At 64.2% G+C, this 13,422-nt stretch carries 10 protein-coding genes and 1 pseudogene; 8 read left to right on the forward strand and 3 right to left on the reverse strand.

The annotated features are described in order from the left end of the window. Positions 1-1,212, reverse strand: a pseudogene (locus A3728_RS02360) (cbb3-type cytochrome c oxidase subunit I); the annotation flags it as partial. A gap of 3 nt (positions 1,213-1,215) precedes the next feature. On the opposite strand from A3728_RS02360, the gene A3728_RS02365 reads away from it, so the two are divergent. The 8 genes from A3728_RS02365 to A3728_RS02400 all read left to right on the forward strand — a co-directional run bounded on the left by A3728_RS02365 (position 1,216) and on the right by A3728_RS02400 (position 9,103). After that, positions 1,216-2,094 carry a carboxylate-amine ligase gene (locus tag A3728_RS02365; RefSeq protein ID WP_236630398.1) on the forward strand — a complete coding sequence of 293 codons (879 nt, stop codon included), beginning with the start codon at positions 1,216-1,218 and terminating at the stop codon, positions 2,092-2,094. Positions 2,095-2,175: 81 nt separating this feature from the next. After that, positions 2,176-3,318, forward strand: a complete 1,143-nt coding sequence (locus A3728_RS02370) for an acyl-CoA dehydrogenase family protein (RefSeq protein WP_067919912.1) — start codon at positions 2,176-2,178, stop codon at positions 3,316-3,318. Continuing rightward, complete coding sequence (locus tag A3728_RS02375; protein WP_067919914.1) at positions 3,315-4,355, forward strand: enoyl-CoA hydratase/isomerase family protein; 1,041 nt, start codon at positions 3,315-3,317, stop codon at positions 4,353-4,355. The genes A3728_RS02370 and A3728_RS02375 overlap by 4 nt, the downstream gene beginning before the upstream one ends. An 8-nt stretch (positions 4,356-4,363) precedes the next feature. Then, positions 4,364-5,239 carry a 3-hydroxyisobutyrate dehydrogenase gene (gene mmsB, locus A3728_RS02380; protein WP_067919927.1) on the forward strand — a complete coding sequence of 292 codons (876 nt, stop codon included), beginning with the start codon at positions 4,364-4,366 and terminating at the stop codon, positions 5,237-5,239. Positions 5,240-5,410: 171 nt separating this feature from the next. Continuing rightward, positions 5,411-6,622, forward strand: a complete 1,212-nt coding sequence (locus tag A3728_RS02385) for a transketolase (RefSeq protein ID WP_201722109.1) — start codon at positions 5,411-5,413, stop codon at positions 6,620-6,622. 166 nt (positions 6,623-6,788) lie between these two features. Then, positions 6,789-8,006: a hypothetical protein gene (locus A3728_RS02390; protein ID WP_067919916.1), complete on the forward strand. Its 1,218-nt coding sequence runs from the start codon at positions 6,789-6,791 to the stop codon at positions 8,004-8,006. 140 nt (positions 8,007-8,146) lie between these two features. Further along, positions 8,147-8,464, forward strand: a complete 318-nt coding sequence (locus tag A3728_RS02395; protein ID WP_067919918.1) for a DMT family transporter — start codon at positions 8,147-8,149, stop codon at positions 8,462-8,464. A gap of 18 nt (positions 8,465-8,482) precedes the next feature. Next, on the forward strand, positions 8,483-9,103 hold the full coding sequence (locus A3728_RS02400; RefSeq protein WP_067919920.1) for a cysteine hydrolase family protein: 621 nt from the start codon (positions 8,483-8,485) through the stop codon (positions 9,101-9,103). Between the two features lie 77 nt (positions 9,104-9,180). On the opposite strand, the gene uvrA is transcribed toward A3728_RS02400, so the two are convergent. Both uvrA and A3728_RS02410 read right to left on the reverse strand, forming a co-directional pair. Beyond that, positions 9,181-12,075, reverse strand: a complete 2,895-nt coding sequence (gene uvrA / locus A3728_RS02405; protein WP_067919922.1) for an excinuclease ABC subunit UvrA — start codon at positions 12,073-12,075, stop codon at positions 9,181-9,183. Between the two features lie 83 nt (positions 12,076-12,158). After that, complete coding sequence (locus tag A3728_RS02410; protein ID WP_067919924.1) at positions 12,159-13,331, reverse strand: MFS transporter; 1,173 nt, start codon at positions 13,329-13,331, stop codon at positions 12,159-12,161. Positions 13,332-13,422: the final 91 nt, after the last annotated feature.

Genomic DNA, 13,422 nt, shown 5'->3' on the forward strand with positions numbered 1-13,422 from the left:
GAGGCCGATGGCGAGGATGAAGCTGCCGACGGAAGAGGCGAAGTTGATCGCACCCCAGCCCGTTTCGGCGTCATATGTCTCTATCCTGCGACGTTGACCCAATAATCCGACCCAATGCATCGCCAGAAACGTGCCGTGAAAGCCAAGGAAGATGAGCGCGAATGCAGTCTCTCCCATGCGGAAAAACCGCTTTCGGCCTGTGAAGAGCGGCAGCCAGTAATAGATGCCCGCGAGGATCGGGAAGACGAAGCCGCCGAAGAGCACATAGTGCAGATGCGCGGTGATGAAGGCGGTGTCATGGGCCTGCCAGTCAAACGGCACGACAGCGACCATCACCCCCGTCAGCCCGCCGATCACGAAGGTCACGAAAAAGCCGAGGATATGCAGCATCGGCAGGTGAAGCTCCGGCCGGCCTTTCCACAGGGTCCCTATCCAGGCAAAGACCTGCACGCCGGTGGGCACCGCGACCAGCGTGGAGGCCGCTGAAAAGAAAGCGAGCCCCATATGCGGGATGCCGGTGGTGAACATGTGGTGGACCCAGAGCCCGAAGCTGAGAAAAGCGAGTGCGACGGCGGAGGCGACGATCCAACCGTAGCCCAGCAGGCTGGTTCGGGCCATCACGGGAATGATGGTGCTGATGACCCCGGCGGCGGGCAGGAAGATGATATAGACCTCCGGATGGCCGAAAAGCCAGAAGAGGTGCTGCCAGAGCAGGCTGTCGCCGCCAAGCTCCGCCTGAAAGAAGGGCAGGCCGAAGGCGCGTTCAAGCTCCAGCAGGATCGAGCCGAGGATCAGCGGGGGAAAGCCCGTCAGGATCATCAGCGCCGTCACCAGCGCGTACCACGCGAAGATCGGCATCTTGTCGAGCGACATGCCGGGCGCGCGATACCGCAGGATCGAGACGGTGAATTCGACCGCCGCGCAGATGGCCGAAATCTCAACGAAAGTGATGCCGATCAGCCAGAAATCGGTGTTGATCCCCGGTGAATGCAGCGGGCCGGTCAGCGGGGGGTACATGAACCAGCCGCCATCGGGCGCGATGCCCAGCACCAGCGCCACCAGCAACATCGAACCGCCGAAGACATAGCACCAGAAGCCATAGGCGGTGAGCCGCGGAAAGGCGAGGTCACGGGTGCCCAGCATCTTCGGCAAAAGGTAGATCGCCAGCCCCTCGAAGGTGGGAATGGCGAAGAGGAACATCATGATGGTNCCGAGGTGGCAGGACGCTTCAACCTCGTGCCGATCTCCGCCTCCTGCCATCCGTTTTCGGACTGGAAGCAGCAGGACACCACCGACAAGGAACGCTACGAGTCGCTGGAATCGGAACTGGCGCTCGTGGCACGGCGCATGTTGATCTGCGGGATGCACGTGCATGTCGGGGTGGAGGACGAAGCCCTGCGCGTCGATCTGATGCCGCAGTTTTCGTACTTCCTGCCGCATCTGCTGGCGCTGTCCACCTCCTCCCCCTATTGGCAGGGGGACGATACCGGGCTGGCCTCCTACCGACTGTCGATCTTCGACAACATGCCGCGCACCGGCCTGCCGCCGCGCTTCGACAGTTGGGCGGAATATCAGCGCACCGCCGGCACCCTGATCGACCTCGGCGTGATCGAGGACACCTCCAAGATCTGGTGGGACCTGCGCCCCTCGCATCAGTTCCCCACACTGGAAAGCCGGATCTGCGACACCCAGCCCCGGCTGGAACATACGTTGGGGCTGGCTGCGCTGACGCAGGCGATCATGCGCATGCTGATGCGGCTGCGCGACCGCAACCTGCGCTGGCGCGAATATGACCGGTTCCTGATCTCGGAAAACCGCTGGCGGGCGCAGCGCTATGGCGTGACCGAAGGGCTGATCGATTTCGGCGAGCGGGCGCTCAGGCCTTTTGACGAATTGTTCGATGAACTCGTATCGCTGCTGGCCGAAGACGCAGAGGCGCTGGGGTGTCTGGATGAGATCTGTGCGCTGCGCGATGTCATAGCAAATGGCACCAGCGCCAGCCGCCAGCGCGCCGTCGCCGCCCGCGCGCCCGAAGATGACCGTGGCCCCGCCATCGTGCGCCACCTGATCGAGGAGTTTCACGCCGACCTCTGACAGCTTGTCCCGCGGGAGGGCCGCTGTTACAAATTTAACAACCGTTCAATTAGAGCGGAGCGACCAAGGGAGAGGACCGCGATGGATTTCGCATTGACCGAGGAACAGACCGCAATCTTCGACATGGCCCATGCCTTCGGGCAGGAACATATCGCGCCATATGCCCGCCAGTGGGAAGCCGAAGGCACCATACCCAAGGATCTCTGGCCGCGCATTGCCGAACTGGGGTTCGGCGGGCTTTACGTGTCGGAGGACGCGGGCGGCTCGGGGCTGAGCCGGCTCGACGCGACGCTGGTCTTCGAGGCGCTGTCGATGGCCTGCCCTTCGGTTGCCGCCTTCCTGTCGATCCATAACATGTGCGCCAAGATGCTCGATTCCTTCGCCGATGACGCGTTGAAAGAGCGGATCATGCCGGGCGTGCTGTCGATGGAAACGGTGCTGTCCTATTGCCTGACCGAACCCGGGTCGGGCTCGGACGCCGCAGCACTCAAGACGAAATGCGAACGCACCAACGACGGATACCGCCTGAACGGGACCAAGGCCTTCATCTCGGGCGGCGGCTATTCGGATGCCTATGTCGCCATGGTCCGTACCTCCGACGGTGGCGCGGCGGGGGTATCCTGCGTCTATGTCGAGGACGGCACCGAAGGGCTGAGCTTTGGCGGCCTCGAGGACAAAATGGGCTGGCGCAGCCAACCCACCGCACAGGTGCAATTCGACGACTGCGTGATCCCCGCCGGGAACCTCGTGGGCGAAGAGGGCAAGGGATTCAAATACGCGATGATGGGGCTCGATGGCGGGCGGCTCAATATCTCGGCCTGTTCGCTGGGCGCGGCCCAGACGGCGATGAACGCCACGCTGGACTACATGGGCGAACGCAAGGCTTTCGGCCAGACCATCGACCAGTTCCAGGGGTTGCAGTTCCGCCTTGCGGACATGGAGATCGAGTTGCAGGCAGCGCGCACCTTCCTGCGGCAGGCCGCGTGGAAGCTGGACAGCGGTGCGCCGGACGCCACGCGCTTTTGCGCCATGGCCAAGAAGTTCGTGACCGAAACGGGCAGCCGCATCGTGGACCAGTGCCTGCAATTGCACGGCGGCTACGGCTACCTTGCCGACTACGGGATCGAGAAGCTCGTGCGCGATCTGCGCGTGCATCAGATTCTCGAAGGCACCAACGAAATCATGCGCGTCATCGTGGCCCGCGACATGCTGAAGAACAGATGAGCGATATCGACATCCGCAAGAAGGGCCGCGCGGGCCGCATCACGCTGACCCGGGCCAAGGCGCTCAACGCCATGACCTACGAGATGTGCCTTGCCATCGAACGGGCGTTCGACGACTGGCGCGACGACGACGAAGTCGAGGTGGTGATACTGGACGCGGAGGGCGAGCGGGCCTTCTGCTCTGGCGGGGATATCGCGGAGCTTTACGCGACCGGCACCAAGGGCGATTACGCCTATGGGCGGAAGTTCTGGGCCGATGAATACCGGCTCAACCACAAGATATTCAGCTATCCCAAACCCGTCGTTTCCTTCCTGCAGGGCTTCACCATGGGCGGGGGCGTGGGCATCGGCTGTCACGGCACGCACCGCATCGTGGGCGAGACGAGCCAGATCGCCATGCCGGAATGCGGCATCGGGCTGGTGCCCGACGTGGGCGGCTCGCTTCTGCTGGCGCTGGCGCCGGGGCGGCTGGGCGAATACCTTGGCCTGACGACGGCGCGCATGGGGCCTGCGGATGCGATCCATGCGGGCTTTGCGGATATGTTCATCCCTGAACAGAAGTGGCCGCAGCTTATCGATACGCTGGCGCGCTCGGGCGATACCACGGTGCTCGATCCGGCGGTGGAGGATGCACCCGCGGGCACGCTGAAAGAGGCTCAGACACAGATCGATGCGCTCTTTGCCGGGGAGGCGCTGGAAGACATTGGCCGCACCCTCGCGGCAGATGACAGCGATCTGGCCCAGGACGCCGCCAAGAAGATGAGCCGCAACAGCCCGCTGTCGATGGCCTGCACGATCGAGATTCTGCACCGGCTGCGCGGCCCATCCGCCACCATGGAAAAGGCGCTCGACCTCGAATACCGCTTTACCTACCGCGCGATGGAAGACGGCGACTTCCTCGAAGGGATCCGCGCCGCGATCATCGACAAGGACCGCAACCCCAAGTGGCAATTCGCGGACCGCGACGTGCCCACGGCGGCGGTTGCGAAAATGCTGCAACCCCTGGGCGCCGACGCCCTGAAACTGGAGGATCACTGATGGCGGGCATGACAATCGGATTTATCGGGCTGGGCAACATGGGCGCACCAATGGCGACCAATCTGGCGCGGGCCGGTCACACTGTACGCGGCTATGACGTGGCAGGCACCACGGCAGAGGGTGCGACAGCGGCAGGCTCCATCGCCGAGGCAGTGAAGGACGCCGATGTGGTCATCACCATGCTGCCCAACGGGTCGATCCTGCGCGATGTCGCAGCCGAAGCAATCCCCCATATGGCCAAGGGCAGCCTTTTCATCGATTGTTCCACCGTGGATGTGGAAAGCGCGCGCAACACCGCCGAGGCGGCGGAAAACGCAGGGCTGCTGGCCGTGGATGCTCCGGTATCGGGGGGCATCGGCGGCGCGTCGGCGGGCACGCTGACCTTCATGGCCGGCGGGTCGGAGGACGCCTTTACCAAGGCGAAGCCGCTTTTCGACATCATGGGCCAGAAGGCCGTCCACTGCGGCGAGGCGGGCGCCGGTCAGGCGGCCAAGATCTGCAACAACATGATCCTCGGCGTGACCATGATCGCCACCTGCGAAGCCTTCGCGCTGGCGGACAAGCTAGGCCTCGACCGGCAGAAGATGTTCGACGTGGTCAGCACCTCTTCGGGGTACTCATGGTCGATGAACGCCTATTGCCCTGCCCCCGGCGTCGGCCCGACCTCACCCGCGGACAACGACTACAAACCCGGGTTCGCCGCCGAACTGATGCTGAAGGACCTCGGGCTGAGCCAGCAGGCCGCCGAAATGGCCGATGCCGATACGCCCATGGGTCAGCTCGCGCGGTCGCTCTATGCCAGTTTCGTGAATGACGAAGACGGCAAGGGCCGGGATTTTTCGGCCATGCTGCCCCGCTTTGAGGCGCGCGGCCATTCGGGCTGAGCGGGCATCCGCCCAGCACCCGGCGGGGCATCTTGCCACGCGCCGCAAGGCCGGGAACAACCGGAAGGGCGCAGCGTTAACGCTGCAAGACATGGGGCTTCGGCCCGCCCCGACATGTCAGAGAAGGGAGCCGCAAGACGCAGGCTCCCGCTGCCCTAACGGAGATCAGACATGAAAAAGACCACCTTCCCCCTCGCCGTGGCGCTGGCCATCGCCGCCGCCCCGGCCTTTGCCACACCGCCCGCATATGCCCCCCAGACGTCGATCCTGACGATCCCGGCCCCGCAGCCCGCACCCGGCGTGCTCTTGATCAAGGATGACAAGGGCGACAAGGAGGCGAAAAAACACGCCAAGGAAGCGCGCAAAGCTGCGGAGAAGGCAGAGAAAAAGGCCGAGAAAGCCGCCGAGAAGCGCGAAAAACACGCGGAAAAAGCCGAAGAAAAGCGTGAGAAAAAGGCCGAGAAGGCCGCCGAAAAGTTGGAAAAACGTGCCGAGAAAGCCGCCAAGGCCGAAGAGAAGGCCGTGAAGAAAGCGCTCAAGGAAGACCGAAAGGCGCACAAGGAATATCACAAACTGCTGGAAGAGGCCCGCGCCAGTGACCACTACGCCCGCCGCACGCTGCGCGACGAGGCCGAGCGCGAAACCCAGGCCCGTGCCGTTCTGCGCGCGGCGGCCCCCGAAAGCCGGGACATGGCCGCGCTGCTGTCCGCCGGGGCGCTGGCACTGCTGGGCGACCGCGTGGCCTTTGCCGAGGTGGAGGACGACGCGCTCCTCACCTATCGCAACTGTCCCCCGGGCCTCGCCAAGAAGGACCCGCCCTGCGTGCCGCCGGGCCTTGCCGCGCAGGGGGTGACCTATGAGGAATGGGTTTCCTACGACGAGGACGAGTTGGACCGCATCTACCTCGACCGGCGGCGCGGCTATCTCGAAGACCTCGACGATACCGATGCGCAGGCGGCCACCAATGATACGGTGGTGATCGAAGAGACCCCCCGCCGCATCGTTCGGCTGGACGACACCCCCGTCCCGGGCGAGCAGAAGCTGCTGCTGACCTCGGCCCAGATCGCGGAGCTTTACGATCTGCGCCCCGCCCCCGCGGGCCATCGCTATGCGCTGATCGACGGCCTGCCCGTCCTGCTGAACGAGGAGGACTATACCTCGCTGCTGCGGATCAACGAACTGGCGCTGAGCGCGGATGTGGCCGAGGGCGTGACCGTGGCCCCCACCGCAGCGCTCACGCAGGATGAACTGCGCCGCACCTACCGGCTGCCCGCGGCGGACCCCGGCTACAAGTACACCGTTCTGAACGGCGAGCTGATCCAGTTGCAGGATCAGGCCTTCGAGACGCTGCAACTGATCCGGATCGCCCGCGCGGTTCTGTAACGCCACAGGGGCCGCATGTCGGGCCTGTCGCCGCGGTCCTTCGGGAACCGGCGGCAGGCCCGCGCGTTGGGGAAACAGGACATGGGGCCCTCCACCGGCCCTTCCCGACATGACCTGCACATCACGCGCGGCGCCGTCGCCGTGCCAAGCCTGCCGGAGACATGAAATGACCCGTTCCCCCTTTGCCCGTGCTGCCGCCCTTGCCGCCAGTGGCCTGATCGGTACCGCCGTGAGCGCTGCCACCCTGCAACCGCTGCCGCTGCCCGCGCCACAGGATCATATCCGCCAGTCGCCCCCGGTGACGCATGTGCAGATGAACCTTGGCGATGCGCTCAACCAGGTGATCCGTCAGGTGGAAAAGGACGCGGGCAAGGTCGTGCGGGAGATCGAGAAGGGCAATATCCGGCTGGAGGACGGCAAGATCCGCGTGACCGGCGACGCGGCGGCCATGGTGCGCAACATCACGCGCCAACGCTCGGGTGAGGACCGCGACCGCGTGGCCCGCGAAGTGCTGTCCCGCCGCGCGCCCGAAGACCGCGACCTTGCCGCCATCCTCAGCAGCGTGCCTGCGGCCTTGCTCAGTCAGGGGCAGCGCGCCTCCGACCTGCCGGAGGAAGAATTGCTGACCTATCGCAACTGCCCGCCGGGTCTGGCAAAGCTCGATCCCCCCTGCGTGCCCCCCGGCCTTGCCAAACAGGGGGTCACCTATGAGCAATGGGTGTCCTACGGGCCGCAGGACTATGAAAACATGCTGGATGCCCGCCGCGACGGGGTAAGCGCGCTCGCCCCCGCGGTGAGCCGCCTGCCCCCGGAGGAAACCGTTCTTGCAAGCGTGAACCCCACCAACCGCAGCGGCCTGCCCGCCGCCATTCAGGACGATAACGCCCGCGCGGCACTGGCCCGGGGCCGCACCGATTCCACGCAGCGGAGCACAACGCGCGAGGACACCGCCAAGGTGGAAACCACGCGCAAGACCGAACCGGCACCCGAGGCTTTGGCCCGCGCGGAACCGAAGCCGCAACCTGCCACGCCCAAGACGAACCTGCTGCTCACCTCAGAGGAGATCGCGGAGCTTTACAACCTGCGCCCCGCCCCCGCCGGTCGTCACTATGCACTGATCGACGGGATGCCCGTTCTGCTCGATGACAAGGATTACAACTCCCTGTCGTCGATCAACGATCTGGCCCGCGCAGCACCGCTTGGCGAAGGCGTGCAGGTTGCCCCGACCGCCGCACTGACCCAGAACGAGCTGATGGCGACCTACAAGCTGTCGGCCCCCGAGCCGGGCTATAAATACTCGGTCCTCAACGGCGAAGTCATCATGGTCGAAGAACGCGCCTTCGAGACGCTGCAGCTTATCCGGATCGCCCGCGCGGCGTTATGAGGGGGGCCGAAGCCCATTTGGCCGTGGGCATCGCTCTTGACGGCTCACAGCAGATACATTAATCGGCCCCTCAATGCCTTCCGGGACGACCCGGTCAAGATGGGCTCACGTCAGGACGACCTGCGAATACGGGGGTCGAAATGGCTTGGATTTTTCTCCTTACTGCAGGTCTTCTGGAAATCGCTTGGGCGACCGGGCTGAAAAAGCTCGGGCAAAGCCCGACTTGGGCGACCGGTACATTGACCTCCCTTGCGATGATCTTGAGCCTTGTGACGCTCTATGTCGCGATGACGCGGCTCCCCCTAGGGATCGCTTACCCGATATGGACAGGCATCGGCTCTGTCGGTTCTGTCATGGTCAGCGTCCTGTTCTTTAATCAAAATCTTAGCTGGGCCAGCATTGTCGGCATGATACTGCTGCTTGCCGGAATGTTTCTGCTCGGCTCGGAAGCGCACTGAACCAAAAGGACTTTGCAAATGACGACGAAAGCAAAATTGCCGCGCAACCTGATCGAAGGCCGGCCCGCCCTGATCGTGATCGATATTCAGAAAAGCACATTTCTGGATAACAGCGAAGTACGATCCATCGATAACATGCCGGGCTACAAGGAGCGGATGATCGCCGCACGCGATCTGGTCGATGCAGCGCATCAAAACGATGTGCCGGTCATTTTCATTCAGGAGGTTCATCGGACGGACCTGATCGACTTCGGCCGGGAACTGGATGGCGACGAGGACGTGCATTGCCTCGAAGACGATCCGAGGACAGAGCTCGCAGAGGAGGAGATGGGATTTCGCCAAGGCGACTACGTGGTCCCGAAACGCCGTTATTCTGCGTTTTTCGGAACGGATTTCGAAATACTGCTACGAGGCCTGAAGGTAGATACACTGATATTGTGCGGTGGGCTGACAGATGTCTGCGTCCACTACACATTCGTGGACGGGCACCAGTCGGATTATTTCTGCAGGGTCGTGGCGGATTGCGTGGCAGGATCGTCTGTCGAAGCGCATGAAGCCGCTTTGAAGGCGATGGAATACCTGCAAACCGGCGCAGTTCAGGATCGTGCAACTGTGATCGAAGCGATCTCAGCCCTCTGAGGCGCGCGTCAGGGAGCCGTGTTGCGTTGGCTCTCGCCTCCCGTTCGCGGAGGGGGGCGATGCCGGTACAGTCTCCCCTACTCCGCCGCCACGTCCTGCGGTTTGCGACGCCCCGTCAGCAGAGGTTCCAGATAGCGGCCGGTGTGGCTTTCGGCGAGTTTGATCACCTCTTCCGGGGTGCCTGTCGCCACCACGCGGCCGCCGCCGTCGCCGCCTTCGGGGCCGATGTCGATAATGTGGTCCGCCGTCTTCACCACGTCGAGGTTATGTTCGATCACCACGACCGAATTGCCCTGATCCACCAGTTCGTGCAGCACTTCGAGCAGCTTGCGCACGTCTTCGAAATGCAGACCCGTTGTCGGCTCGTCGAGGATATAGAGCGTCCGCCCGGTAGAGCGTTTCGACAGTTCTTTTGACAGTTTCACACGCTGCGCCTCGCCGCCCGACAGGGTCGTCGCCTGCTGGCCGACCTTGATATAGCCCAGCCCCACACGCATCAGCGCATCCATCTTTTCGCGGATCGACGGCACGGCGGCAAAGAAGGTCTGGGCATCCTCCACCGTCATGTCGAGCACATCCGCGATGGACTTGCCCTTGAACTTGATCTCCAGCGTTTCGCGGTTGTAACGCGCGCCCTTGCAGGTTTCGCATTCGACATAGACATCCGGCAGGAAATGCATTTCGATCTTGATGACACCGTCACCCTGACAGGCTTCGCAACGCCCGCCCTTGACGTTGAAGCTGAAGCGCCCCGGCTTGTAGCCGCGCGCCTTGGCCTCCGGCAGGCCGGCGAACCAGTCGCGGATCGGGGTGAAGGCGCCGGTGTAGGTCGCGGGGTTTGACCGCGGCGTGCGCCCGATGGGGCGCTGGTCGATGTCGATCACCTTGTCGAGGTGCTCCAGCCCCTTGATGGTCTGGCAGGGTGCCGGGGTCTGCCGCGCACCGTTGAGGTTCATCGACGCGGTCTTGAACAGCGTCTCGATGGTGAGCGTCGATTTGCCCCCGCCCGAGACGCCGGTCACGCAGACGAACTTGCCCAGCGGGAAATCCACGGTGACGTCCTGCAGGTTATTGCCCGTGGCCTTGACCACCTGCAGCTTCTTCTTGTTTCCCTTGCGGCGGGTGGCGGGCACGGCAATTTCGCGCGCGCCGGTCAGATACTGGCCCGTGATTGAATTGCCGTCGGCGGCCACCTCTTCCGGGGTCCCGTGGCTGACGACCTGCCCGCCATGCACACCCGCGCCCGGACCGATGTCAAAGACGTAGTCGGCCTCGCGGATCGCTTCCTCGTCATGTTCGACGACGATGACGGTATTGCCCTGATCGCGCAGGTTCTTGAGCGTCTGCAACAGGCGGTCATTATCGCGCTGGTGCAGACCGATGGAGGGCTCGTCGAGCACATAGAGCACACCGGTCAGGCCAGAGCCGATCTGGCTGGCCAGACGGATACGCTGGCTTTCCCCGCCACTTAACGTACCACTTGAACGAGACAGCGTAAGATATTCCAATCCAACGTTATTCAGGAAGCCGAGCCGCTCCCTGATCTCTTTCAGAATGGCGCGCGCGATCTCGTTCCGCTGGGGCGTCAGGTAGTCCGGCACGCGCTGGCACCAGTCGAACGCCTCCCGGATGGACATCTGCACCACCTGGCCCACGTGCAGCAATTCGTCCGCGCCCCCCTTCGCCGGGCCGATCTTGACCGCCAGCGCCTCGGGCCGCAGGCGGTAGCCGCCACAGGTGCCGCAGGGACGGTTGTTCTGATAGCGCTCGAACTCCTCGCGGATCCAGTTGCTGTCCGTCTCGCGGTAGCGGCGTTCCATGTTGGGGATCACCCCTTCGAAGACGCGGCTCACCTCGTAGACGCGCCCGCCCTCGTCATAGCGGAACTTGATCTCTTCCTTGCCCGAACCGTAAAGAAACACCTGCTGCACCTTTTCCGGCAGGTCTTTCCAGCGGGTCGACTGGTTGAACTGGTAGTGCTTGGCGATGGCTTCGATGGTCTGCTTGAAATAGGGCGATTTACCCTTGCGCCAGGGCGCCAGCGCGCCGTCGTAGATCTTCAGGTTCTGGTCCGGCACGACCAGCCGTTCGTCGAAAAAGAGCTCAACCCCAAGACCGTCGCAGGACGGGCAGGCCCCGAAGGGCGCGTTGAAAGAAAACAGGCGCGGCTCGATCTCCGGAATGGTGAAGCCGCTGACCGGGCAAGCGAATTTTTCCGAAAAAGTAGTGCGCTCCGGCTCACCCTCCGCAGGGGCGGTTTCGATGACGGCGATGCCGTCGGCAAGGTCCAGCGCGGTGCGCAGACTGTCGGCCAGCCGGGTTTCCAGCCCCTCGCGCACGACGATCCGGTCGACGACAACGTCGATGTCATGGCGGAACTTCTTGTCCAGCACCGGCGGCTCGTCCAGCTCGTAGAATTCGCCGTTGACCTTCACGCGCTGAAAGCCCTGCTTGCGCAACTCGAGGAATTCCTTGCGGTATTCGCCTTTCCGGTCGCGGATGATGGGGGCCAGCAGATAGGCGCGGGTGCCCTCCTCCATCGTCATGATGCGGTCGACCATGTCCTGCACCTGCTGGGCCTCGATCGGCTTGCCGGTGGCGGGGCTGTAGGGCGTGCCGACCCGGGCAAAGAGCAGCCGCATGTAGTCGTAAATCTCCGTCACCGTGCCGACGGTGGAGCGCGGGTTCTTCGACGTGGTCTTCTGTTCGATGGAAATCGCGGGCGACAGGCCGGAGATGTGATCCACGTCCGGCTTCTGCATCATGTCAAGGAACTGCCGCGCATAGGCCGACAGGGATTCGACATAGCGGCGCTGGCCTTCGGCATAGATCGTGTCGAAGGCGAGGCTGGATTTGCCGGACCCGGAAAGCCCGGTGATCACGACAAGCTTGTCGCGTGGAATATCCACGTCGATGTTCTTGAGATTGTGCTCGCGCGCGCCGCGCACCTCGATATTCTTCTGCTCAGCCATCCGGACCCCCGTTCACGGGTCTGTACATAGGGGCGGCGGGCGGATTCTCCAATGGGCAAAAGCGAACCAAAGGCGAACATGCGTCAGGGGCCGCGCAGCCGCCCCAACAGCACATGAGCCCCCAGCCCCGCAAGAAAGGCACCCCCCGCCAAAAGCGGCAGCCCGGCAAAGCCCACGCCCGCCACGGCGGCAGCCATGATCGGTGTGCCCATGGTATTGCCGAGGTTGCCCATCTGGGCCATCGCGCCATTGGCGCGGGCCTGCGCCTGCGCTTTATCGTTCAGCTGCGGCACGGCGGCAAAGCTGGCGCCCTGCACCAGCCCCATGGAGGCCGCAAGGGCGATGGCCGCCGCCGGATGCCCCGGCCAGAGCCAAAGCCACGCCATGCAGAGCGCCGACAGAGCAAAACCCAGTTCGATCACCCGCACCGCCGTCATCCGTTTCAGCAGGGCCACGCCCAGCGTCATGGAAACCGCGATCCCGGCCAGCGGCATTGCGCCCATGACCAGAGTACGATGGGCGGCGTCTACATAGGGCGGCAGCACCGTCAGCACCGACACGAAGCTGAAGGTATAGAACAGCCAGCCCGCCGCGGGTGCTACCAGCCGGGGGGAGCGGTATATCTCCAGATGCTGGCGCAGGATCTTGCCCGGCGACAGCGAGGGCGGCGGGCCTTCCTGCGGCAGGCGGCGCAGCCGTGCGGACAAAAGCAGCGCGAACGCCGCGAGGTAGAGCGCATGGGCCAGAAACAGGGCCGGCACCCCGTAGGACTGCGCCAGCGGTCGCCCGGCAAGGGCCAGCACCGCGAAGGCCACGCCAAAGAATGTCCCCCAGAGGGTCAGCGTGAACCCCCGATGCCGCGGTGCGCTGATCTGCGCGATCAGTGTGGGCGCCGCCACCACCACCGCGAGGTGGGATGCCCCTTCGGCGACCCGGCTTGCCAGCATCAGCCACAGCGGCGGCTGCAACGCCTGCAGGAGCGAGATCGCCGCGCCCGTCCAGAGTGCCCAGAGCAGCGCGCGCCGATAACGGATGCGCGCCACCACCAGCCCCGCAACGACGCCGAGCAGGATGCCCACGAAGCCCACCAGTGACACCATGAACCCCAGCGCGGGCCCGACGGCGGGATAAAGCTGCGGCAGCATGTCGAAGATCACGCTGATCTTGCCGTATTGCGCCGCCGCGCCCAGCCCGGCCCCCCAGAGCAGAAGCACGGGGGCGACGGCGGTTCGATGCGGGGTTTGGGGCGGGGTCATGGCCTGCGCCTACCCCCGAAACTGCCCGCCTACAATGCGGGAACCCGCCCAATTTTTCCGTTGCCGCTAACGGCGGGGAACCGGGCCCGCG

The sequence above is a fragment of the Sulfitobacter sp. HI0040 genome, from assembly GCF_001634885.1.
Taxonomy (GTDB): Bacteria; Pseudomonadota; Alphaproteobacteria; order Rhodobacterales; family Rhodobacteraceae; genus Sulfitobacter.